Origin of the sequence: Amycolatopsis saalfeldensis, from assembly GCF_900110575.1 — a bacterium.
GTDB lineage: Bacteria > Actinomycetota > Actinomycetes > Mycobacteriales > Pseudonocardiaceae > Amycolatopsis > Amycolatopsis saalfeldensis.
This window is the reverse complement of record NZ_FOEF01000011.1, coordinates 260014-283024: the sequence shown is the minus strand read 5'-3', so window position 1 is coordinate 283024 and position 23011 is coordinate 260014. Positions and strand designations below refer to the sequence as shown.

The 23011-nt window shown below is 70.0% G+C and carries 21 protein-coding genes and 2 tRNA genes; 16 read left to right on the top strand and 7 right to left on the bottom strand.

Going from position 1 to position 23011, the window contains the following annotated elements:
- The first annotated feature begins 19 nt into the window (after positions 1 to 19).
- Positions 20 to 661 carry a class I SAM-dependent methyltransferase gene (locus tag BMY97_RS25160; RefSeq protein WP_091620531.1) on the top strand — a complete coding sequence of 214 codons (642 nt, stop codon included), beginning with the start codon at positions 20 to 22 and terminating at the stop codon, positions 659 to 661.
- Positions 662 to 762: 101 nt separating this feature from the next.
- On the opposite strand, the gene glnA is transcribed toward BMY97_RS25160, so the two are convergent.
- Positions 763 to 2187: a type I glutamate--ammonia ligase gene (gene glnA, locus BMY97_RS25155; RefSeq protein WP_091620529.1), complete on the bottom strand. Its 1425-nt coding sequence runs from the start codon at positions 2185 to 2187 to the stop codon at positions 763 to 765.
- A 174-nt stretch (positions 2188 to 2361) separates the two neighbouring features.
- Here glnA and BMY97_RS25150 point away from each other — a divergent pair, with 174 nt between their 5' ends.
- Positions 2362 to 2847, top strand: coding sequence for an RDD family protein (locus BMY97_RS25150; protein ID WP_091620526.1), 486 nt, complete (start codon positions 2362 to 2364; stop codon positions 2845 to 2847).
- An 81-nt stretch (positions 2848 to 2928) separates the two neighbouring features.
- On the opposite strand, the gene BMY97_RS25145 is transcribed toward BMY97_RS25150, so the two are convergent.
- A complete protein-coding gene (locus tag BMY97_RS25145; RefSeq protein ID WP_091620523.1) occupies positions 2929 to 3657 on the bottom strand; it encodes a DUF4191 domain-containing protein in 729 nt (242 codons plus the stop codon).
- A 64-nt stretch (positions 3658 to 3721) separates the two neighbouring features.
- Here BMY97_RS25145 and BMY97_RS25140 point away from each other — a divergent pair, with 64 nt between their 5' ends.
- From BMY97_RS25140 to BMY97_RS25115, 6 genes are all read left to right on the top strand, one after another.
- Positions 3722 to 5809 (top strand): ATP-dependent DNA helicase UvrD2, encoded by a 2088-nt coding sequence (locus BMY97_RS25140; protein WP_091620521.1) that lies wholly within the window; start codon positions 3722 to 3724, stop codon positions 5807 to 5809.
- A 210-nt stretch (positions 5810 to 6019) separates the two neighbouring features.
- Positions 6020 to 6283 carry a hypothetical protein gene (locus BMY97_RS25135; RefSeq protein WP_091620518.1) on the top strand — a complete coding sequence of 88 codons (264 nt, stop codon included), beginning with the start codon at positions 6020 to 6022 and terminating at the stop codon, positions 6281 to 6283.
- 151 nt (positions 6284 to 6434) lie between these two features.
- Complete coding sequence (locus tag BMY97_RS25130) at positions 6435 to 6794, top strand: WhiB family transcriptional regulator (RefSeq protein WP_245787480.1); 360 nt, start codon at positions 6435 to 6437, stop codon at positions 6792 to 6794.
- Positions 6791 to 7051, top strand: a complete 261-nt coding sequence (locus BMY97_RS25125) for a hypothetical protein (protein ID WP_091620515.1) — start codon at positions 6791 to 6793, stop codon at positions 7049 to 7051. The genes BMY97_RS25130 and BMY97_RS25125 overlap by 4 nt, the downstream gene beginning before the upstream one ends.
- A gap of 198 nt (positions 7052 to 7249) precedes the next feature.
- Positions 7250 to 8155: a class I SAM-dependent methyltransferase gene (locus BMY97_RS25120; protein WP_091620513.1), complete on the top strand. Its 906-nt coding sequence runs from the start codon at positions 7250 to 7252 to the stop codon at positions 8153 to 8155.
- Complete coding sequence (locus BMY97_RS25115) at positions 8152 to 8334, top strand: hypothetical protein (RefSeq protein WP_091620510.1); 183 nt, start codon at positions 8152 to 8154, stop codon at positions 8332 to 8334. Before BMY97_RS25120 ends, BMY97_RS25115 begins: the two co-directional genes overlap by 4 nt.
- Before the next feature lie 45 nt (positions 8335 to 8379).
- Here the strand turns inward: BMY97_RS25115 and BMY97_RS25110 are convergent, their stop codons facing one another.
- From BMY97_RS25110 to BMY97_RS25100, 3 genes are all read right to left on the bottom strand, one after another.
- Positions 8380 to 9315, bottom strand: a complete 936-nt coding sequence (locus tag BMY97_RS25110; protein ID WP_177231531.1) for a hypothetical protein — start codon at positions 9313 to 9315, stop codon at positions 8380 to 8382.
- 102 nt (positions 9316 to 9417) lie between these two features.
- Positions 9418 to 10761, bottom strand: a complete 1344-nt coding sequence (locus BMY97_RS25105; protein ID WP_091620508.1) for an ABC1 kinase family protein — start codon at positions 10759 to 10761, stop codon at positions 9418 to 9420.
- Between the two features lie 59 nt (positions 10762 to 10820).
- Positions 10821 to 11864: a hypothetical protein gene (locus BMY97_RS25100; protein ID WP_091620505.1), complete on the bottom strand. Its 1044-nt coding sequence runs from the start codon at positions 11862 to 11864 to the stop codon at positions 10821 to 10823.
- Between the two features lie 220 nt (positions 11865 to 12084).
- Between BMY97_RS25100 and BMY97_RS25095 the strand changes: the two genes are divergently transcribed.
- Positions 12085 to 12594 (top strand): M48 metallopeptidase family protein, encoded by a 510-nt coding sequence (locus tag BMY97_RS25095; protein ID WP_091620502.1) that lies wholly within the window; start codon positions 12085 to 12087, stop codon positions 12592 to 12594.
- Between the two features lie 514 nt (positions 12595 to 13108).
- Here the strand turns inward: BMY97_RS25095 and BMY97_RS25090 are convergent.
- Positions 13109 to 14617 (bottom strand): zinc-dependent metalloprotease, encoded by a 1509-nt coding sequence (locus tag BMY97_RS25090; protein WP_245787479.1) that lies wholly within the window; start codon positions 14615 to 14617, stop codon positions 13109 to 13111.
- 191 nt (positions 14618 to 14808) lie between these two features.
- Here BMY97_RS25090 and BMY97_RS25085 point away from each other — a divergent pair, with 191 nt between their 5' ends.
- Positions 14809 to 15828 carry a YlbL family protein gene (locus BMY97_RS25085; RefSeq protein ID WP_218156866.1) on the top strand — a complete coding sequence of 340 codons (1020 nt, stop codon included), beginning with the start codon at positions 14809 to 14811 and terminating at the stop codon, positions 15826 to 15828.
- Between the two features lie 90 nt (positions 15829 to 15918).
- Here BMY97_RS25085 and BMY97_RS25080 read toward each other — a convergent pair whose 3' ends face one another.
- On the bottom strand, positions 15919 to 16479 hold the full coding sequence (locus BMY97_RS25080; RefSeq protein WP_091620500.1) for a PPA1309 family protein: 561 nt from the start codon (positions 16477 to 16479) through the stop codon (positions 15919 to 15921).
- A gap of 165 nt (positions 16480 to 16644) precedes the next feature.
- Between BMY97_RS25080 and BMY97_RS25075 the strand changes: the two genes are divergently transcribed.
- The 6 genes from BMY97_RS25075 to ftsE all read left to right on the top strand — a co-directional run bounded on the left by BMY97_RS25075 (position 16645) and on the right by ftsE (position 22967).
- Entirely contained in the window at positions 16645 to 19617 is a 2973-nt protein-coding gene (locus BMY97_RS25075; protein ID WP_177231534.1) for a UPF0182 family protein, read from the top strand.
- A gap of 65 nt (positions 19618 to 19682) precedes the next feature.
- A tRNA-Met gene (locus BMY97_RS25070) sits at positions 19683 to 19756 on the top strand.
- A 239-nt stretch (positions 19757 to 19995) separates the two neighbouring features.
- Positions 19996 to 20069, top strand: a tRNA-Met gene (locus tag BMY97_RS25065).
- Positions 20070 to 20451: 382 nt separating this feature from the next.
- Positions 20452 to 20952 (top strand): PadR family transcriptional regulator, encoded by a 501-nt coding sequence (locus BMY97_RS25055; RefSeq protein WP_091620492.1) that lies wholly within the window; start codon positions 20452 to 20454, stop codon positions 20950 to 20952.
- A 63-nt stretch (positions 20953 to 21015) separates the two neighbouring features.
- Entirely contained in the window at positions 21016 to 22119 is a 1104-nt protein-coding gene (gene prfB / locus BMY97_RS25050; RefSeq protein ID WP_143086279.1) for a peptide chain release factor 2, read from the top strand.
- Between the two features lie 158 nt (positions 22120 to 22277).
- Complete coding sequence (ftsE, locus tag BMY97_RS25045) at positions 22278 to 22967, top strand: cell division ATP-binding protein FtsE (RefSeq protein WP_091620485.1); 690 nt, start codon at positions 22278 to 22280, stop codon at positions 22965 to 22967.
- Positions 22968 to 23011: the final 44 nt, after the last annotated feature.

Genomic DNA, 23011 nt, shown 5'->3' with positions numbered 1-23011 from the left:
CGGGTTAAGGTCTCCTGCCATGGAGAGCTGGCTTGCCGACACCAGGACGTCCTACGACACGGTCGCGGCCGGCTACACCGAACAGTTGCGCGGCGCGCTCGCCGGCCTGCCGTACATGCGGGCGATGCTCGCCTTGTTCGCCGGCTTGGTGCCGGACGACGGCCCGGTCGCGGACGTCGGCTGCGGTCCCGGCTTGGTCACCGCCGACCTGCGGGCCCTGGGCGTCAACGCCTTCGGGATCGACCTGTCGCCGGCGATGATCGACATCGCCCGGCGCGAACACCCGGGCGTGCGGTTCGAGGTGGGCTCGATGACGGAACTGCCGCTGGCCGACGCCTCGGTCTCGGGCCTGTTCGCCTGGTGGTCGCTGATCCACGTGCCCGACGAAGCGGTGCCGACGGCGCTGGCGCACTTCCACCGCGCCCTGCGCCCCGGCGGCCCGCTGATGGTCGGCTTCCACGTCGGCGACGTGACCACGCTGAAGACCCAGGGCTACGGCGGCCACCCGATGAACGTCCACATCCACCGCCGCCGTCCCGCCCAGGTCTCCGCCTTCCTGCGCGATGCGGGTTTCGCGATCGAATCCGAGGTCGTCCTCAACCCGGACGACCCTGTGCCCGGCGCGCTGGTCTTCGCCCGGCGGCCCGTAGCGGCTCCGTAGGGGACGCCAAGCCGGTCACAAAAACGGGACGGCGGCCGAGGTGTTCCCTCGACCGCCGTCCCGTGTCCGGTGGGTCCGTCACCTGGTGACGTCCCGGTTGATCACACGTCGTAGTACAGCGAGAACTCGTACGGGTGCGGGCGCAGCCGCAGGGGGTCGATCTCGTTCTCGCGCTTGTAGGAGACCCAGGTGTCGATCACGTCGGGCGTGAAGACACCGCCCTCGAGCAGGTAGTCGTGGTCGGCTTCGAGGGTTTCGAGCACCGTGCCGAGGTCGCCGGGGACCAGCTTGACGTTCTTGGCCTCCTCGGGCGGCAGCTCGTAGAGGTCCTTGTCGATGGGCTCCGGCGGCTCGATCTTGTTCTTGATGCCGTCGAGGCCGGCCATCATCATCGCGGAGAAAGCCAGGTACGGGTTGCCGGACGAGTCCGGGCAGCGGAACTCGGCGCGCTTGGCCTTCGGGTTGTTGCCCGTGATCGGGATACGGACGCACGCGGAGCGGTTGCGCTGCGAGTAGACCAGCGAGACCGGCGCCTCGAAGCCCGGCACCAGGCGGTGGTACGAGTTCACCGTCGGGTTGGTGAAGGCCAGCAGGCTCGGGGCGTGCCGGAGCAGGCCGCCGATGTAGTGCCGCGCGGTGTCGGACAGGCCCGCGTAGCCGGACTCGTCGTGGAACAGCGGTTGGCCGTCCTTCCACAGCGACTGGTGGCAGTGCATGCCCGAGCCGTTGTCGCCGGCGAGCGGCTTCGGCATGAAGGTGGCCGTCTTGCCCTGGGCGAAGACGGTGTTCTTCACGATGTACTTGAACAACTGCAGGTCGTCCGCGGCGTGCAGCAGCGTGTTGAACTTGTAGTTGATCTCGGTCTGACCGGCGGTGCCCACCTCGTGGTGCGCGCGCTCGATCTCGAAGCCGGAGCCCTCGAGGTTGCGGACGATGTCGTCGCGCAGGTCGGCGAAGTGGTCGACCGGCGGGACGGGGAAGTAGCCGCCCTTGAACTTCGTCTTGTAACCCTGGTTGCCGCCGATTTCGTCGGCGCCGGTGTTCCACCAGCCCTCGACGGAGTCGATCTCGTGGAACGAGGCGTGCTCGGCCGAGTCGAAGCGCACGGAGTCGAAGATGTAGAACTCGGCTTCGGGACCGAAGAAGACGTTGTCGGCGACGCCGTACTCGGAGATGTACTGCTCGGCCTTGCGCGCGATGTTGCGCGGGTCGCGGCTGTAGGCCTCACGCGTGAAGGGGTCGTGCACGAAGAAGTTCAGCGACAGCGTCGTCGCCTTGCGGAACGGGTCGATGCGAGCCGTCTCGGCGTCGGGCAGGAGCAGCATGTCGGACTCGTGGATCGACTGGAAACCACGCACCGAGGAGCCGTCGAACGCGAGGCCCTCTTCGTAGGCCTCTTCCGTGAAGGCCTTCGCGGGGACCGTGAAGTGCTGCATCACGCCCGGCAGGTCACAGAACCTGACGTCGACGACCTCTACGTTCTCGTCGGCGATGAGGCGTTGGATATCGTCTGGAGTAGTGGGCACCCTCGGTGACTCCTTCTCAATCGAGCTCGTACGGCAGTACTCTCTTCGGCTCACGCTAAAAGCGCGGTGTTGCCCGACCGTCACCCGAATGTTTCGCGGGTGTTAACGGGTCGGCGGATACCCGGTAGTCGACCAGGTCGGACGTGGTGCGCGCCACCGGCATACCCTGGACGGGTGGCTAGATGGACGGGTGAATGGCTGCCGGGCGCCGGCGACGGCCCCGCGACCGCCGATCAACAGGCGCCGCGATGGCGTGGCGAGCGGCTCGGCCTGCCCGAGTCCGGCGTCGGCTCCGTGGCGGGCGGCGGCTCGCGGCTGCTGGCCCTGATCGTCGACCTCGTTCTCGCTTCCCTGGTCACGGCCATCTTCGTGCGCTACGACCTGCAGGACGCGGCCGTCATGCAGACGTTCAACCTGTGGGCGGGCGTCGTCTGGGCGGCCATCTCCACGGTGTCGGCCGCGTTTTTCGGCTTCACCCCCGCGATGGGCATGTTCGGCATCCGCGTGGCGCGCCTCGACGGCGCGTCCATGGTCGGCCCGTGGCGCGCTGCGGTGCGCATGGTGCTCACGGTGGTGCTCATCCCGGCGGCGGTGCGCAACGTCGACGGCCGCAGCTGGCTCGACCGGCTCACCGGCACCGTCGTGGTCCGGATGCGCTGAAACTCGCACGGACAAGCTGACCGCATGAAGAAGGCCCCCGCGAACGGGGGCCTTCTTCGTGTCCTGGGCCAGCGGCTCAGCTCAGCGGCGGCGGATGGTGCGCTGCACGTTCCGCATCTTCGCGCCGGCCGGCATCGGGCCCTTCGGCATGGCCGCGCCGCGGTTGCCGAGGGCGGCGAGCTTCGCCTCGAGGGCGTCCACCTGGTTCGGCTTGAGGTTGCGGGGCAGCTTCATCAGGTGGCTCTGAAGCCTCTTCAGCGGGACCTGGTTCTCTTCGTGCCCGATGGTGATGTCGTAGATCGGGGTGTCGCCCACCAGCCGTGACACGCGCTTCTTCTCCTGCGCGAGCAGGGTCTTGACCCGGTGCTGCGCGCCCTCGGCCACGAGGATGACACCCGGCCCGCCGAGCACGCGGTGCACGGCGTCGAGCTGGGTGGTGGCGGCCACCGTCGGCGTCACCTTCCAGCGGCCACGGAGGTTCTCCAGCGCCCACGCCGCGGCGCCCGGCTGCCCGTCGGCCTTCGAGTAGACCGTGCGCTGCACCCGGCGCCCGAAGATGATCACGGCGAGCAGGATGCCCAGCACGATGCCCAGCGGGAGCAGCGCCCACTGGATGTTGAAGATGAAGCCCACCCCGAACAGCACGCCGGCGACGACGATGATCGAGCCAGCCATCCAGGGGATGAGCAGCGGATCCTCTTTGCGTTGCATCTTGAACGCTTCGAAGAGCTGCCCGCGCCGGGCCTTGCTGGCCGCGCGCTTCTCCTTCTTGGCCAGCTTGGCCGCTTCCTTGTCCTGCTTTCCCGCCATCTGACCAGGATACGGCCGCGTGCCCTGCCACGAATCCGTCGGCCCCCTCTGCGAGGATCGCGGGGTGGTTAGCGCATCGTCGGAAAAGAGTCGTCCGGGCCTGCTCGACGGGCTCGACCCCGAGCAACGGGCCGCCGCCTCCGCCCCGCGCGGGCCCGTCTGCGTCCTCGCCGGCGCGGGCACGGGCAAGACACGAACGATCACGCACCGCATCGCGCACCTGATCGCCGCAGGTCACGTGTCCGCCGGGCAGGTGCTTGCGGTCACCTTCACCACCCGCGCGGCGGGCGAGATGCGCACCCGGCTGCGTGGGCTCGGCATCGACGCGGCGCAGGCGCTGACGTTTCACGCCGCCGCGCGCCGGCAGCTGCGCTACTTCTGGCCGCGCGTGGTCGGCGACCGGCCGTGGGATCTGCTCGACAACAAGTTCCGCCTCGTCGCCCAGGCGGCCACGCGGGTCCGGCTGAGCACCGAGACCGAGGTGCTGCGCGACCTCGCGAGCGAGATCGAGTGGAGCAAGGCTTCGTTGGTCTCGCCGGAGGACTACCCGGCCGTCGCCGCGCGGACGCAGCGCGACACGCCCGCGCCCGCCGCGCAGGTCGCGGAGGTGTACCGGCAGTACGAGGAGATCAAGACCTCCGCCCAGCTCCTCGATTTCGACGACCTCCTGCTGCACACCACCGCCGTGCTGGAGGAGCACGAAGCCGTCGCCACCGAGTTCCGCGACCGCTACCGCTGCTTCGTGGTCGACGAGTACCAGGACGTCACGCCGCTGCAGCAGCGCCTGCTCGACGCCTGGCTCGGCGGCCGCGACGACCTCACTGTGGTCGGCGACGCCAACCAGACCATCTACTCCTTCGGCGGCGCCTCGCCGCGCCCGCTGCTGGAGTTCACCCGGCGCTTCCCCGAGGCGACGGTGATCCGGCTCGAGCGCGACTACCGGTCCACGCCGCAGGTCGTCTCGCTGGCCAACCAGGTGATCGGCGCGGCACGCGGCCGTCCGGCCGGGTCGCGGCTCAAGCTCGTCGGACAGCGCGCGCCCGGCCCGGAGCCCCGCTTCGCCGAGTACGAGGACGAGGCCGCCGAGGCCGCGGCCGCCGCCCGCCGCGTGCGCGAACTGCTCGACGGGGGAGCGACGGCGAGCGAGATCGCCGTGCTCTTCCGCATCAACGCCCAGTCCGAGGCCTACGAGCAGGCGCTCACCGAGGCCGGCATCCCGTACCTGGTCCGCGGCGGAGAGCGGTTCTTCGCCCGGTCCGAGGTGCGGCAGGCGATGTCCGCGCTGCGGGTCGCGTCGGGTGACCCCACGGGGCCGGACCTGGTCACCGCCGTCCGCTCGGCGCTCGCCAAGGTCGGCCTCACCGAGCAGCCGCCGGCCGGTGGCGCGGCGAAGGAGCGGTGGGACGCGCTGCTCGCCATCGTCGAGCTCGCCGAGGAGCTGGCGGCGAGCGTGGCCGAAGCCGACCTGCCCCGGTTCGTCGCGGAGCTCGACCAACGCGCCGCCGCCCAGCACCCGCCGACGGTGGAGGGCGTCACGCTCGCCTCGCTCCACGCGGCCAAGGGCCTGGAGTGGGACGCCGTTTTCCTCGTCGGCCTCTCCGAGGGCACCATGCCGATCCTCCACGCCGACGGCGACGAGGCGGCGATCGAGGAGGAACGCCGCCTCTTCTACGTCGGTGTCACTCGAGCCCGCGAGCACCTGTCGCTTTCGTGGTCGCTCTCGCGCACGCCGGGTGGCCGCCGCAACCGCCGTCGCAGCCGGTTCCTCTACGGGCTGATCCCCGAGGACCACCCGGCCGCTCGCATCGCCCGCTCGCAGGGGAAGCCGGCGGCGGGGGTGACGGCCCGCTGCCGCCTCTGCGGCGGGCCGCTGCTGGAGACGATGGAGGTCAAGCTCGGCCGGTGCTCGCGGTGCCCGTCCACTGTGGATGAAGGGCTGCTCGAGAAGCTGAAGGCCTGGCGCGGTGAGCGTTCGCGGGAGCTGAAGGTGCCCGCGTTCGTGGTGTTCACCGACGCCACCCTGATGGCCATCGCCGAACAGCGACCGACCGACGACGGAGCGCTCGTGTCGATCTCCGGCATCGGCGCGACGAAGCTGGAACGCTTCGGCGCGGAGGTCCTCAACGTCGTCCGCACCGCGATGCGCTCTTGACCGCGTCGGCCGCCTGATCGGTGCGGCGAACCCGCTGCTCGGAGGCGATCTTCGTAGCTTCGGTGAGATTTCGGGAAAATAAGTTGCCCCCGTGTGCGAGGGGCAATAATCTGCAGGTACCCGGGCGGGAAGCGCCCGGTCTGGGGATCCACACGACGAGTTCCGCTTCGAGCGTAGCGCGTCCGGACAGCGAAAGGTGGTGCCGGTGAAATGATCAGCAACATGAAGCTCACGAACCCTGGCACCGGTCTGTCCACCTGTGGAGTCATGGCCGCTCCGCGCCAGGGTACCGATGTGTCCACGAGCGCTCACGCTCCGTTCGGTACGCACCGCGTCGAGCGCAGCCGCGGCATCTTCGGAATCACCCTCGCGAACACCGCCGCGGTTGTCGGCGCGTACCCGCAGGTTGATGCCGATCTGCCGACCATCAAGCAGTTCCGTGTTCCGTTGTCCATACGGGAGCGAAGTTCCTGACCTAGTCAGGACTAGAGGCTCACGAAGGCCGCGGAACCGGTAACCGGATCCGCGGCCTTCGTGTTTTTTTGGCTGCACAACCGCAAGGAACAAGTTGTCCAGTTCGATCACCCATCCCACCAAAACCGCCTCGACCACAAGGAGCACGGAAATGTCATCGGCCATCGCCCTCGCCGAGGGGGCTGTATCCGACGGGTTCGACGTCGGCATCGGCGACCTGCTCGACGGGATCGCCGCCCCGGAGCTGGAACTCCCCTGCCGCTCGCGTGACGCGGACCTCTGGTTCGCCGAGTCGCCCGCGGAACTCGAGCGCGCCAAGGCGCTCTGCACCGACTGCCCGGTCCGCGAGGCCTGCCTCGCGGGAGCGCTCGCCCGGCGTGAGCCGTGGGGCGTCTGGGGTGGCGAGATCTTCGAGCGCGGTGTCGTGATCGCGCGCAAGCGTCCCCGTGGGCGCCCGCGCAAGAACGCCGCTCTCGAGCCCGCCGCCGTTGCCCGGAGTGCCGCCGCATGATCGTCGAACCAGTCACCACCAGGGATTACGAAGCGCGCAACGACACCGATCGCGCGCATCCGCAACTCAAGCAGATCAAGATTCAGGAGCCGAGCGAAATGTTGCTTTACGAAGAACTGTCCAGGGCCCGAATACGGGAGCTGGAGCATGAGTTCGAAGTACAACGCCCATGGCGTCGGGCCAGGGCCGTTCGCCGCTGGTCGCGTGTCGCCCGATGGGCGGCCGGCCGCGCCGACCGCTACCGCGACGCGAGTTGAGTTGCCGGAGGGCCGGTCCACCCGGCCGGCCCTCCGGCTCATCCGGGTATTCACCGCTTTCACCCCGGCCGCAGCCAGCCCGCGGTCGGGGCGGAGGCGTCTCTGCTCGACGTCGGGCACTCCCGGACCACGGCTCGGGTGGGGTCGTGTCCGCTCGATGGCAGCCGCCGCAGCGCGCTGCGGGTGTTGAATGAAGCCGTGCCCGCACACACGCATGACCACATCGACTGGGCGGACCGCCTCGCGCACCTGCGTGCCGCCGACGCCCTCGACGCCGCCGCGATGACCACGGCCGCCCGCCGGCTCGTCGCCGCCCTGCCTCCCCGGCCGACGATCGTCGACCTCGGCTGCGGCGCGGGCGGCATGAGTACGCACTTCGCCCGCGAACTCGCCGCTCTTTCGGGCGGCACGGTCGTTCTCGTGGACGCGACCCCGGCGTTGCTCGAAGAAGCCGAACGCACGGTGAAAGCGGAGGCCGACAAGCACGTGGCGCAGGACTCCGCGGGAGAGCGTGGGCCCGTCGAGGTACGCGCGATCCTCGGGGATCTCGCTGACGCGGGCTTGCCGCACACCTTGCCGCCGGCGGACCTCGTCTGGGCCTCGCACGTAGTGCACCACCTGGCGGACCAGCAGGCGGCGGTCGGGACGGTGGCGGCGGTGGCGAAGCCCGGCGGGCTCGTCGCGCTCGCCGAGGGTGGTCTCGACTTCCGTTGCCTGCCTTGGGATCTCGGCGTCGGCCGGCCGGGCCTGGAGAACCGGATGCTGGCTGCGCAGGCCGAGTGGTTCATCGGGATGCGCGAGGGCATCGACGGTGCCGTCCCCATGCCCTACGGCTGGTCCATCGCCCTGGACCGGGCGGGGCTCACCGAGGTCGATTCCTTCGGCGTGCTCGTCCACCACCCTTCGCCGGGCCCGGACTCGCTCGTGGACTACGTGGTCAACCGCATCGACCGCCTGCGCGAGTTCGTCGGTGACCAGCTCGCCGCCGAGGACCGCGCGACCGTCGACGCCCTCCTCGACCCGGCCGGTCCCCACTTCGTCGGCGGCCGCCGGGATCTCTACCTGCTCGGCGCCAAAACCGTCCACTGTGGACGTCGGCCGTGACGGCGCCGGAGGCCACCTGCTCTCGCTGCGGCCGCGCCCGTTCGGCCGAGCGGGACTCGCTGGCCACCCTGTCCTGGGTCTCCACCAGAGAAGACGGCCGAGAGCGCTGGCTGTGCCCGAGCTGCGCGCGTGACCACGTCCGCGATATCGAGGCCAAACTCCCCGACGAGTACTGGTAACCGCCGCGGATCGCCGCGATGGGCACCACGCCGCGAGAAGCGTTCTCACGCCGCTGTCCCGACCTCGTGCACCGCGCGGACTTTCGGCCGTGGCGTGCGCGCAGCCTGCGTGTAGGCGCGGATCAGTTCGCGGCCGACCTCGTCGGGGTTGTCCAGCAGCTGCTGGGTGGTGCAGCGGACCAGCACGGTGCCGGTCGCCGTCAGGGCCAGGTGCGTGAAGTCGCCGACGCCCACGCCGGTCAGGTAGCGCCAGGCGAGGCCCACCTCGTCCCACCAGGCATCGGCGGTGCCGATGCGGCGGCCGCGTCGGTCGCAGACGGCGACGTTCCACATTGGCGCCGGCAGGGGAGTGCTGCGGAGTGCCTTCACGGCCAGCCCATGGGCGAACGTGTCTCGCTCGTCGAGGCCGCGCAGGATGGTGCGGACGGTCGCCGAGCCGCGCTGGTTGCCCGCGTCCAGCTCGGCCAGCAGCTCCGCGCGATCGGCCAGGCCCCAGTACAGCGGCAGCGTCACCAGTTGCTCGACGGCGGCCGAGTCCGGCTCCCGGCGCGCGAGATCCAGGGCAGCGCGCGCGACCGGGGCGAAGGGCAGCCCGTCGGTCATCACCGGCTCGGGCATCCGGCCCGTGCGGCAGGTCAGCACGCCTGCGTCGGGCGCGAGCCGCCGATAGTGCGGGATCAGCAAGTGGATCTGGTCTGTCAGCGGGCAGTGGACGCCATGGGCGCGAAGCGCGTCCGCCCCCGTGATCACCGCCTCGTGGCCGTGCCGGCTGATCGCCGCGTGCAGCAGCTGACGCCGGGTCGGCGGGGTGTCGTGCAGCAGGAACACGCCCGGGTACAGCCTTCGCCACGGGCCGCCGGGACCGGACAACCGCGCGGCTCTTCGCGCGGAGACCCCGACATCGCGTAGCTGCCTGCTCGTCAGCACACCGCAGACGGTGTCACTGAGCGCGAGCGGTTCTGCGCTTTCAGTAGTCGCCATGCATCGATCATGACCGCTCGGCCATCCGGGTGGAACCACTCCCGGCGATCTGTGGACAACTCCGGCCGAGCCGCCCCTCATCCGCCTCAGCCTGTGGACAACTCAGCCGGCGAAACCGGGCTGCCAGCGCTCCACGATGCCCCGCGCCGGGATCTCGGCGTCGAGCTGGCAGAGGATTCCCGTGGACCCCGCGGTGACCCGGTGGATCATCAGGTACTCCGGCGGCAGGTTCAGCGAGCGGCCGACGTGGAAGTCGTTGCCGCGGGAGTCGCCGACCCGCCCCGCCTGCCGCTGCATCCAGCGGCGCGTGAAGTGGAACGTCGGCGTGGCCAGCGGCTCCGTGAACGGTGACAAGTAGGCCAGCACCTCCTCGGCGGTGAGGTCCGAGTCCTTGCGGATGAAGCGGTTTTCGCGCAGCAGGCGCATGAGGTCGTCGGACTGGCCGTCGAGGGCGAGGCGCGTGATCTCGCCGAGGTGACGGGGGATGCCGTCGGGCAGCTTCGAGACGCCGCCGAAGTCCATCACGCAGAGGCGGCCGTCGTCGGTGAGCATGAAGTTGCCCGGGTGTGGGTCGGAGTGCAGCAGGTGCGCCCGCGCCGGCGACGAGTAGTGGAACTCCGTGAGCAGCCGGCCGGCGAGATTGCGGGTCTCCTGGTCCCCGTCCGCGATCACGCGGGACAGCGGGGTCCCGGTCACCCATTCGCTCACCACGACCTTCGGCGCGCTGGCCACGACGCGTGGGATGAGGAACGCCGGATCACCCTCGAACGCCTTCACGAAGGCGCGCTGGTGATCGGCCTCCGCGAGGTAGTCGAGCTCCTCGTCCATCCGCTCGGCCAGCTCGGCCAGCAGCGGTTTGACGTCGGTGCCGGGCACGAACGCCTGGAACAGCCTGCTGAACCGCTGCAGCTGCCGCAGGTCGCTGCGCAGGGCTTCGTCGGCGCCCGGGTACTGGACCTTGACCGCGACCTCGCGGCCGTCGTGCCAGGTCGCGCGGTGGACCTGGCCGATGCTGGCGGACGCGGCCGGCTCGTCGTCGAAGTGCGCGAAGCGGCCCTCCCACGACCGCCCCAGCTGCTCCGCGAGCACCCGATGGGTCTGCTTCGCGGACATCGGCGGCGCGGCCGTCTGAAGCTTGGTCAGCGCTTCGCGGTACGGCTTGGCCATGTCGTCGGGCACCGCGGCCTCGAACACGCTCAGCGCCTGGCCGAACTTCATCGCGCCGCCCTTGAGCGAGCCCAGCACCTCGAACAGCTGCTCGGCGGCTTTCGCCGACAACGTGGCGCTGACCTGTTCCGCGCTCTGTCCCGCGAGACGCTTCCCCCACCCGCCCACGGCGCGTCCGGCAATCCCCAGCGGGAGACTGGCCAGCTTCGCGGTGCGCGCGGCACCTCGGCGTGGCAAAGCGGATTCGCGGTCTCCTGGGCGGTCGCGGAAGTCGGTCACACTGCGATTCTGCCCTGGTCGAGAGGACTGCCGCAGCCTGTTGACGTCGTGTCTGTGGGCTACGTCTCCTGCAGTACGCACGGAGCGCCACAGCTGCAGTCCGGATGTGGCTCCCAGTAACGGTGGCGCAGGCGGCCCTCGAAGGCGTCGAGCTCCAGCGTGGTGTTCCAGGTCGGCGGCCGCGCGAGGCTCGGCGACAGCACCCGCATCGCCTGCGCGACGGCCAGCGCCGCGCAGGACTGGACCGCTCCGAGGTCGGGACGCTGGACGAACCCGACGAGCTGGCTCGCGACCCGCGGCCACGACGGGTCCAGGTCCGTCCGGTGCAGGTCGCAGCAGTGCAGGCAGGCACTTCGGCCGGGCACGACCAGCGGGCCGACGATGCCGGTGCCGTCGCGGACCCGGGCGGCCAGATGGGTGACGCCGCCCTCCATGAGCTCCGCGACCTCCTCCGGCGGCGGGACGACGGCGTCGGTCAGCAGGACGAGGTCGGGCGCGCGGCCGCTGTGGTTGCGGGTCGTCACCACGTCCGGGGCGACCCGCGCGAGGACGTCGGCGAGCGCCCGGCGACGGGGCAGGCCGAGTTCGGCGGCAGTGAGCCCGGAGCCGAGGTCGGATTCGGTCACCGTGCCCTTCATCCGCAGGTCGATGTGCCCGACACCGGCGTTCGCGAGCAGCAGGGCGATGGCGACGGCCAGCCGTCCTTCGCCCCGGATGGTGACGATGGCGTGCCGCCTTCGCTCGGTCAGCGCGGTCTGGTGGTGGCGGGCGCGCAGCGACCACAGACCGGTCTCGACTCGTCGCGCGGCGTGGCTGGGAGCCTCCGTGACGAGGCCCAACGCCGTCAGCTGCTTGAGCAGGAGCCGGAGCTGGTCACGGTGTTCGCTCTCGGCGAGCAGGATCGCCTCGAGGCCGCGCTTGCCGTCGAGCCCGCGGACGCGCTCGACGACGTTCGGCGCCAGCCCGGACACCACCACGCCGTGGCGGGGGTCGAGGCCGAGCTGGACCTCGCCTTCGCCGCGTTCGAGCAGGTGAAGCCCGGGGAGCAGCGTGGGGTACGCCGGCAGCAGGACATCCGGTGGCGGAACGGCAGACAGGATCATGCCCGCCAGCTTGACACCCGAGCCGCGGCGAACCGGGCCGGAAAAGCCAGTTGTCCACAGGCACGCCCAGTTGTGGACAACTCAGGGCTGTGACCTTTCGGCTCTCGGAGTTGTCGGTGGCTGGCCTTACCGTTGTCGAGTGGTCGAAGCACGGATGCCCTCGCTGCGGGGCCGGGGGGCAGTGATCCCCCCATCGGACACTCATGAACACAAGGTCGAGGTGCGGCGCAGCCAGCGTCGGCACCGCACGGTCACCGCGTACTGGAACGACGACACCCTCGTCGTGCTCATCCCGGCGCGGATGACACGTGCGGAAGAGAGGCACTGGGTCGCGGAGATGGAGCGCAAGCTCCAGCGCTCCGAGCCCAAGAAGGCGGCGCCGCCGAAGGCGTCGGACGAAGCGCTGCTGGCACGGTGCGCCGTGCTGGCGTCGAGGTATCTCGACGGCAAGGCGCTGCCCGCGAGCGTGCGCTGGGTGCCGCCCATGCGCACGCGCTGGGCGTCCTGCACACCGGTCGACGCCACGATCCGCGTGAGCGACCGGCTACGGCGGGTCCCGCCGTGGGTCCTGGACTACGTCCTGGTCCACGAGCTGGCCCACCTCCGCGAGCCGGGGCACGACGCGGCGTTCTGGGCGCTCGTCAACCGCTACCCGAAGACCGAGCGGGCCATGGGCTACCTGGAAGGGCTGTCCGCGGCGGCAAGCTGGGGGATCTCCACGGACGATTGAGCGACGATTGAGCGACGATCGAGTGAGGTGCTGCTGCCGGGTTCCCTTGCTGCTGCTGTGCTTCGTGTGCGCGGAGCGCTGGGCGGTGAGGGGCTCGCTGATGGCCGAGCCTTGAGGGATATGCCTGGCGGCCGACCGCGCGGCGTGGCTGGGTGCCCGGTGGTTGGGTACGTGGCGGTTGGGTGCCCGGTGGTTGGGTGCTTGGTGGTTGGGTGCCCGGTGGTTGGCGCGCGGCGGTTGGGTGCCACTGGTTGGGCGCGGTGGTTGGGGCCCACTAGTTGAGCGCGGTGGCTGGGTGCGCGATGGGTTGGGTGCCCAGTGGTTGGGCGCGGCGGTTGGATGCGCGGTGGGTTGGGCGCGCGGTGGCGGCGAGGGCATGACTCAGGCCTGGCCCGGACCGAGCGGGCTTGGCTTGCCAGACCTGGCTTGACTGTCCTGATTGGACCTGAAACGGACGATCCGCCGCTTGGCCGGGTGGCGAAGCGGCGGATCGGGGTGGTCAGTCGGGGGTTGGTCAGTTCGAGGGGCTGGTGCCCTCGTCCTTGCCTGCATCGGAGCCGGAGCCGGAGCCGGAATCTGAGCCGGAATCTGAGCCGGAGCCGGAATCCGAAGACTGGTCCTTGTCCGACGGGCCCGGATCCGAGGCAGTGTCCCCCGAGGACGGCGCGTCCGACGGGGCAGCCGGGGCCGAGGGGTTCGCGCGGTCGCGGGCTTCCTGCTCCCGGCGTTCCGTGCGCTCCAGCTCCGCGATCGGGTCCAGGTCGTCCGGGAGGGTGGCCGGGTCGGCGAGACGGTCGGCGAAGTCCAGGGGCTCGTCGAGGTCCTCGGCGGTCGGCATGAGGTCCGGGTGGGACCAGAGGCCGTCGCGCTTGTCGATGCCGTGGCGGTCGCCCACGAGCTTCCACAGGGAAGACGCCGCGCGCATGCGGCGGGGGCGCAGCTCCAGGCCGACGAGGGTGGCGAAGGTCTGCTCGGCGGGGCCGCCCGTCGCGCGGCGGCGGCGCAGCGTTTCGCGCAGGGCTTCGGCGCCCGGCAGGCGGTCGCCGATCGCCTCGGCGACCACGACGTCCACCCAGCCCTCGACCAGCGCCAGCATCGTCTCCAGCCGCTTCAACGCGGACTGCTGCTCGGGCGTGGTCTGCGGTTCCAGCAGGCCCGAGGACATGGCCTCCTCGATGCTCGCCGGGTTGGCCGGGTCGATCTGGCCGGCCAGCGATTCGAGCGCCGAAGTGTCCACAGTGATCCCGCGGGCGAATTCCTCCACAGTGGCCAGCAGCCGCTGGCGCAGCCACGGCACGTGCGCGAACAGGCGCTGGTGCGCGGCTTCACGCGCGGCGAGGAACACGAGCACCTCGCTGCTCGGCAGCTCCAGGCCCTCGGTGAACTTCTCGATGTTGGCCGGCAGCAGCGCGGACGTCGCGGCCGGGCCCAGCGGCAGGCCGACCTCCGTGGACGTCAGCACCTCCTGGGCGAGCTGCGCCAGTGCGTTGCCGAGCTGGGAGCCGAAGGCCATCCCGCCCATCTGGCCCATCATGGACAGCAGCGGCCCGGCGGCCTGCTTGGCCTCCTCGGGCAGCGCCTGCATCCACGCTCCGGACACCTGCTGCGCGACCGGGTCGCAGAGCCGCTGCCACGTGGGCAGCGTCTTCTCCACCCAGGCGCGCGCGGACCACGCGACGGTGCTCGTCGCGCCCGCGGGCAGGATCGTCGCCGCGTCGAGCCACAGCTCGGCCAGGTGCGCGGCGTCGCGCACGGCAGTGGAGGAGTCCCCGGAAGCGCCGGACGACGAGAACCCGATCTTGCCGTCGTCGCTGCCGCTCAGGTTCTGCAGGGCGATCTGCTTTGCCAGGTCGTAGTTGACCGGCCCGCTCGATGTGCCCGCCTGGCTGAGCATCTGGCCCAGCTGGCTCAGCATCTGACCGAGCTGATTGAAGGCCTCGGGGCCGGTCGGCTGCTCCGAGGGGTCGTTGTCGCCTCGTCTGTCGGGATCGGGCGGTCCGAAACCGAACGGGGGTTTGCTCATGGGTCCACCGTACGCGGGTCAGACCCTTCTCAGCGCGTCAAGCGTGGGCTTAACCGTGAAGCGAACACGGTCACCGTACGCTGTCGCACGTGACCAAACCCGACGAGGAGACCGCGACCGAGAGCAGCCGGAGCGAGCCACCGCGGGAGCGGGCGCGCACCGAGCGGCGGATGACCCGCCGCGGCTGGACCCTGCTGGTCAGCGGCGCGTTGTTCCTGGTGTTCGTCGTAGTCGGTTTCCTGGTCCAGGTGCCGTACGTCGCGATCAGCCCGGGACCGACGTACGACACCCTCGGTCGCGACGCCGCCGGCAACGCGGTGATCCAGGTCAACGGGAGCCAGACCTACCCGACGACCGGCGAGCTGCGGATGACCACGGTCTCGCTGAACGACGGCATCAACCTCTTCACCGCGCTCGGCCTCTGGGCCAGCGGCCGCTACGCGCTCGCGCCGCGCGAGGAGTACTACAAGCCCGGCGAGACCAACGAGCAGGTCAAGCAGGAGAACATCCAGCAGCTGCAGGACTCGCAGAGCAACGCCCAGGTCGCCGCCCTGCGCCACCTCGGCTACCCGGTGGAGGTCGTCGCCAAGACGATCGTCTCCGGCAGTCCCGCCGACCACGTGCTGGCCCCCGGCGACAAGCTGGTCACCGTCAACGGCAAGCAGGTCAAGGAGGCCGCGGACGTCGCCGCGGCGCTGACCAGTACCAAGCCCGGCCAGTCCGTGCCGATCTCCTTCCAGGCCGACGGCCAGCCCGTCCGGACCGTGCCGATCACGCTCGCGCAGCGTTCCGACCGCACGCAGGGCTTCCTGGGCCTGACGGCCTCGGACCGCGCCGTGGCGCCGTTCAACGTCGGCATCTCGCTGCAGGACGTCGGCGGCCCGTCGGCGGGCCTGATGTTCACGCTCGCGATCATCGACCGCCTCACCGGGCCGGGGAAGCCGGAGGCCGACCTCGCGGCCGGCCGGCACATCGCCGGCACCGGCGAGATCAGCGAAACGGGTGTGGTCGGGCCGATCGGCGGCATCTCGTTCAAGGTCGTGGGCGCGCGCGAGGCCGGGGCGACCGACTTCCTGGTGCCGGAGCACAACTGCGCCGAGGCCGTCTCCGCCAAGCCGGACGGGCTCAACCTGATCAAGGTGTCCACTCTGGACGACGCGCTGACCCAGCTGGAGAACCTCAAGGCCGGTCGGCCGACCACCCACTGCTGAAGGAAATAGAGTGCGCGCGCCCGTCCGGAACGGAAGGCCTTCGGGTGAAGGCCTCCGCGCCGGACGTCGCGCGCTTTCCGACCGTCGTGGTCAGGGCATCAGCGTGGTTTTGAGCGCCTCGAGCAGGTTCGGGGCGAGGTCCGGGCTCTCGACGATCTCGTCGACGGCCTCGTCGTCGCCTTCCGGGGCGTCGGGGAGCGCGCCGCGCAAGCGCATGACGCACGCGGCGTCGCCCTCGCGCAGGACGGCCGCGACGAGCCGGGCTTCGGTGCGGCGCGGGTGGTCCGCCGCGGCCCGGCGCAGGCGGTCGGCGTCGGCGTCGGCCAATCCCGGCAGCTCGGCCTCGACGTCGGGCGGCAGCACGATGATCTCCTGTGCCAGCGCGCAGCCCACGACGATCTCCGGCCAGGCGATCCGGCCGAGCGACTCGGCGAGGTCACCTTCGGGCAGCGCCTCCTGGGCGACGGGCGTCAGCGGGCTCGACCGGTCGAGCTGGCCGGCCAGCTCCGGCTGCTCGTCGAGCAGCGCCGCGGTCGGCACCAGCGCGAACAGCTGCGGCGGCTGCTCCCAGCCTGCGGAGGCGACGAACTCTTCGACTTCCCGGGCCAGGCCGGCGACGGGATTGGCGGCAGGCGGCTCACTCGGTGACATGGCGACATCGTCCCAGGCCGGTCCGCGCGCCGCCGTCGGACGCCCGGTTCGGGCGGTCCGGGGAACTCGGGAACCCATCCGTAGAGTTAGACCGTCAGGGGACGACGCTGTCCCCGCGAACGTGTTCACGAAGACAGGAGCGTTGCCGTGGCGACTCGGCCCCCCGTGAGCCTGAAGCTGTCCCGCCGCAGCCGGATCCTCCTCATCATCGCCGCGGTGATCGTGCTGGCGCTGCTGCTGGGCGTCAGGCTGCTCGACACCTATGTCGACTGGCTGTGGTTCGGTGAGGTCGGCGCGCGGTCGGTGTTCACCACGGAGCTGCTGACCCGGATAGTCCTGTTCGTGGCCGTCGGGCTGCTGGTCGGCGGCGCGCTGGCGATCAGCCTCACCATCGCCTACCGCACGCGGCCGGTGTTCGTGCCCGTCTCGGGCGCCGACGACCCGCTTTCGCGCTACCGCTCGCTGATCGTCAGCCGCATCCGGCTGTTCGGCATCGGCATCCCGCTGATCACCGGGCTCATCGCCGGCGCGTCCGCGATGGGCGACTGGCAGCTGATCCAGCTCTTCCTCAACGGGACGCCGTTCGGCCAGACGGACCCGGAGTTCGGCCACGACATCGGCTTCTACGCCTTCGACATGCCGTTCGTGAACTGGCTGCTCGGCTGGCTGTTCATCACGATCACCATCTCGTTCTTCGGCGCGCTGATAGCGCACTACATCTTCGGCGGCATCCGCCTCGCCGGCCGCGGCGGCCAGCTCGCCGGCCCGACGCGCGCGCAGCTCGCCATCACCGTCGGCCTTTTCGTGCTGCTGAAGGCGGTCGAGTACTTCTTCGACCGGTACAACCTGCTGTTGTCCGGTCGCGACATGCCGTTGTTCAACGGCGCCACGTACACGGACCTGAACGCGGTGCTGCCGGCGAAGCTGATCCTGCTGTGCATCTCGGTGATCTGCGCGGTCGCGTTCTTCGCCGGCGCGTTCCTGCGCAACCTCCAGCTGCCGGCGATCGCGCTCGTCCTGCTGATCCTGTCGAACGTGCTCGTCGGCGTCGCGTGGCCCGCGATCCTCGACCAGTTCTCGGTGAAGCCGAACGCGAACGACAAGGAGGCCGCGTCGATCCAGCGCAACATGGACGCGACGCGGCAGTCGTTCGGGCTGAACAACGTGAAGTACGAGGACTACCCCGGCAAGACCGAGGCGAGCGCCACCGCGGTGAAGGCCGACACCGGCACCGTGTCCAACATCCGGCTGCTGGACCCGAACATCCTCAGCGACACCTTCACCCAGCGCGTCGGCCGGGAGAACTTCTACGGCTTCCCGGCGAAGCTCGACGTCGACCGCTACAACGTCGGCGGCACCACGCAGGACTACATCGTGGCGGCCAAGGAGATCAAGACCGACGGCCTCACCGGCAACCAGACGAGCTGGATCAACAAGCACCTCGTCTACACCCACGGCAACGGTTTCGTCGCCGCGCCGGCCAACACGATCGACCGCGCGGTGAAGGACTCGAACTCCGACGGCGGCTACCCGATCGCCACCACGAGCGACACGACGAACCCGACCGGCGCCGGCTCCGTCGGCGGCCAGCCGGGCATCCAGGTCTCGCAGCCGCGCATCTACTACGGCGAGCTGACCAACGACTACGCCATCGTCGGCGGCACCCAGGGCACGGCGCCGGGGGAGTACGACACCGACAGCCAGCGCGGGTACATCTACCAGGGCAAGGGCGGCGTCTCGCTGGACAGCTGGTTCAACCGGCTGGTCTTCTCGGCCGAGTACGGCGAGCGGAACATCCTGTTCTCCGACGCCATCGGCGCGAACTCGAAGATCATGTACAACCGCGACCCGCGTGAGCGCGTCGGCAAGGTCGCGCCGTGGCTGACCCTCGACGGCGACCCGTACCCCGCGGTGGTGGGCGGCCGGATCCAGTGGATCGTCGACGGCTACACCACGCTGAACAACTACCCGTACGCCCAGCAGACCCAGCTCGGCGAGGCGACCAACGACTCGCTGAACGGCGTCACGAAGCAGGCCAACAACTCCATCAACTACATCCGCAACTCCGTGAAGGCGACCGTCGACGCGTTCGACGGCACCGTGACGCTGTACTCCGCGGACGACAAGGACCCGGTGCTGAAGGCGTGGGAGAAGGTGTTCCCGGGACTGGTGAAGCCCAGCTCCGCCATCTCACCCGAGCTGCGCTCGCACTTCCGGTACCCGGAGGACCTGTTCAAGATCCAACGTGAGCTGCTCGCGCGCTACCACGTGTCGAGCCCGCAGGAGTTCTACGCGCAGCAGGCCTTCTGGAGCGTGCCGCAGGACCCGACCGAGGACGGCAGTTCCACCACGGCCGCGGCCAACGTCGCCAACCAACCCGGTTACTACGTCCTCGCCAACGCGGCCGGGGAAGGAAAACCGACCTTCCAGCTGACCAGCGCGCTCACCGGCCTGCAACGGCAGTACCTCGCGTCCTGGATGTCGGTCTCCTCCGATCCCGGCGACTACGGGACGATCAGAGTGCTCCGGCTACCGCCGGCCAGCGGCGCCAACCAGGTCGACGGGCCCGTGCAGGTGCAGAACAGATTCCAGAGCGATCCACGGGTCGCCCAGGACAGAACGCTGCTCAACAACCCCAACGTCATCCCGATCTACGGCAACCTGATCACGTTGCCGGTGGCGGACGGGTTCCTGTACGTCGAACCGGTGTACATCCGGCAGCGCAACCAGCTGAGCTATCCACAGCTGGCCCGCGTGCTGGTGTCCTACGGCGCGAAGATCGGCTTCGCCTCGACCCTCAACGAGGCGCTGGACCAAGTGTTCGGCGCGGGCACCGGCGCGGCCGCGACAACCCCGCCACTCGGCGACACCTCGACGCCGCCGACGACACCCACCACGCCGACGACACCGACCACGCCACCGGCCAACAGCGGCGGCAGCAACCCGGCACTCGACAAGGCCGTGGCCGACATCCAGGCGGCACTGAGCCAGCTCAAGGCCGCCCAGCAGTCCGGCAACTTCACCGACCAGGGCGCGGCGCTCAGCGCCCTCGACGCGGCGACCAAGGAGTACACGGCGGCCAAGCCGACCACTCCGCCGCCGGCCAGCAGCGGTGCCAACCAGCCTGGTGGCGGGTGACGCGCCGACGTAAGAGGACCTGCTTTGCGCCCGGAAAACCCCCGGGCGTAAGGTAGGTCCTACGACGCGGGGTGGAGCAGCTCGGTAGCTCGCTGGGCTCATAACCCAGAGGTCGCAGGTTCAAATCCTGTCCCCGCTACAGAGGCTGAGGCCCTTGTCTTCGCAGAAAGCGCGAAGGCGAGGGCCTCTTTCGCATTTTCCTCGGGGGTCGGACCCCCGAACCCCCGCCAAGGAGGGCTTCGCCCCCTTGGATCCCCCATCGCCGTGGTTGCGTGGGGTGGGTTGGTGGGGGTTGGGGCTGGTGAGGGGGTGCGGACGGGGTTGGAGGGGGGTGGGTGGGAGGGAGGGGAGGGGGCGTGTAGTCTTTAGACACAACGACGCGGGGTGGAGCAGCTCGGTAGCTCGCTGGGCTCATAACCCAGAGGTCGCAGGTTCAAATCCTGTCCCCGCTACAGAGGTTGAGGTTAGAGGTCCGTATTCACGGTAGACGTGGATACGGGCCTTTTTCGTGTTTCGGGCACGTGGGGTTGGGGGAGGCGGGGAGGCCGGGGGGCGGAAGCGGGAGGCCGGGGGTGGAGGCGGGAGGCTGTGGGTCGCAGGTGGGAGGCCGCAGGTGGGAGGCCGGAGGCCGGGGAGGTGGAGGGGGGATCCGCCCGTGTGGTGGTTGTGGGGGCGGGCTGGGGGTGGGTGGTGGGGCGATCGGTTGCTGTGCGTGGTCGGGTCCACTGTGGACCGGCGTTCGGATTGGGCCGAACGAGGGGATAACACTAGCCACAATGGACAGATCCGGAGACCACTGTGGACACAGGGGCGAATAAGTGGGAACGTAGAGGGGTGTCCGAATTGAATGCAACTGCCGCCGCTCTGCTCGGTCTGCTCCACGACGGTCCCGCCACCGGCGGGCAGCTGGTCGCGGGAGCCGACGAGCGCTTCGGCGCCTTCTTCAGTGTCACCCGCAGCCAGGTCTACCGCGAGCTCCCCGCCCTGTCCAAGGAGGGCCTCGTCCGCCTCGGCAAGCAGGGTCCGCGGTCGAGCCAGCAGTACGTGCTCACCGCGGCGGGCAAGAAGGCCTTCAAGACGTGGCTCGCGTCCGAGGCCGGGCCCGATCACCTGCGCAGCCCGCTCATCCTGCGGCTCGTGCACGCCGGCTCGCTGACCATCAAGCAGCGCGCGGCCCTGCTCGACACCGCCCGCACGAGCTACCAGCAGCAGCTGGACGACGCGAAGGTCGCGACGAAGGCGGCCGACGGCCCCTACGCCAAGGCCGTCGCCGAGTTCGCCCAGGCACAGGCCAAGGCCGCCCTGAAGCTGCTCGACGCCATCCCGCAGGCCTGAGGTTCCACGCGGCCCACGACCGGTGCGCAACCGGTCGTGGGTTTTGCCGTAACCTTGCTCAACGTGAGTGATGAGTTCGATGCGGCGCTGAAGGACCTGACCGGCAAGCTGACCCAGATCGAGTCGGTGATGGACCTCGACGCGCTGCGCGCGCAGGTCGCCGAGCTCGAACAGCAGGCCTCCAGCCCGACCCTCTGGGACAACCCGGAGGAGGCGCAGAAGGTCACCAGCCAGCTGTCGCACCGGCAGAGCGAGCTGCGGCGCGTCTCCGAGCTCCGCCAGCGCCTCGACGACCTCGGCGTGCTCTACGAGCTGTCCGAGGCCGAGGGCGACACCGCCAGCATGGCCGAGGCCGAGAACGACCTCACCGGCCTCACCAAGGACGTCGACGGGCTCGAAGTCCGCACCCTGCTGTCCGGCGAGTACGACGACCGCAACGCCGTCGTCACCATCCGTTCCGAGGCCGGCGGCGTCGACGCGGCCGACTGGGCCGAGATGCTGCTCCGGATGTACCTGCGCTGGGCCGAACGCCACGGCTACCCCACCGACGTCTACGACATCTCCTACGCCGAAGAGGCGGGCATCAAGTCGGCGACGTTCAAGGTGAGCGCCCCGTACGTCTACGGCACCCTCTCGGTCGAGCAGGGCACCCACCGGCTGGTCCGGATCTCGCCGTTCGACAACCAGAGCCGCCGCCAGACGTCGTTCGCGCACGTCGAGGTGCTGCCGGAGGTCGAAGAGGTCGACCACGTCGACATCGCGGAGAAGGACATCCGCGTCGACGTGTACCGCTCGTCCGGCCCTGGTGGACAGAGCGTGAACACGACCGACTCCGCGGTGCGCATCACGCACTTGCCGACCGGCATCGTCGTCTCCTGCCAGAACGAGAAGTCGCAGCTGCAGAACAAGGCGGCCGCGCTGAAGGTCCTGCAGGCCCGGCTGATGCTGCGCAAGAAGGAAGAAGAGCGCGCCGAGATGGACGCGCTCAAGGACGGCGGCTCCAGCTGGGGCAACCAGATGCGCTCGTACGTGCTGCACCCGTACCAGATGGTCAAGGACCTGCGGACCGAGTTCGAGGTGGGCAACCCCTCGGCGGTGCTCGACGGCGACATCGACGGCTTCCTGGAGGCCGGCATCCGCTGGCGCAAGCAGGCCGGCGTCGCCTGATCTTCTTCACTGCCGGGCATTCCGGCGGTGCGACGAGGGATTCCTGTTACCGCCTGGCGACGGTTCGGCCACGCTTGGCGACGACAGGGGTCCGTTGCCCGTGTTACGGGGCACGGGCAACCCGGGCTTAACGAGGCCCATGGGTAGTATGCCGAACCGTGATCCGGCTCGAAGAGGTTTCCAAGGTCTACAAGACCTCGACCCGTCCCGCCCTCGAGCGGGTGTCGGTCGACATCGACAAGGGTGAGTTCGTCTTCCTCATCGGACCGTCGGGTTCGGGGAAGTCGACGTTCCTGCGGCTGTTGCTGCGCGAGGAGGTCCCGAGCAAGGGCCGGGTGATGGTGTCCAACTTCGACGTCGCGAAGCTGGCCCGGCGCCGGGTGCCCCGCCTGCGCCAGACGATCGGCTGCGTGTTCCAGGACTTCCGGCTGCTGGCGAACAAGACCGTGGCGGAGAACGTCGCGTTCGCGCTCGAGGTCATCGGCAAGCCGCGGCTCACCATCAAGAAGGTGGTGCCCGAGGTGCTGGAGCTCGTCGGCCTCGACGGCAAGGCCGACCGGCTGCCCAACGAGCTGTCCGGCGGTGAGCAGCAGCGCGTGGCCATCGCGCGCGCGTTCGTGAACCGCCCGCTGGTGCTGCTCGCCGACGAGCCCACCGGGAACCTGGACCCCGACACCAGCCAGGACATCATGCTGCTGCTGGAGCGCATCAACCGCACGGGGACCACCGTGCTCATGGCCACCCACGATCACTCCATCGTGGACTCGATGCGGCGCCGGGTCGTCGAGCTGCAGCTCGGCCAAGTGATCCGTGACGACGCCCGCGGGGTGTACGGCATCGGTCGCTGACCGAAGCCGTCCGCCCACCCCGAACGCCCCGAAACCGACAAGGG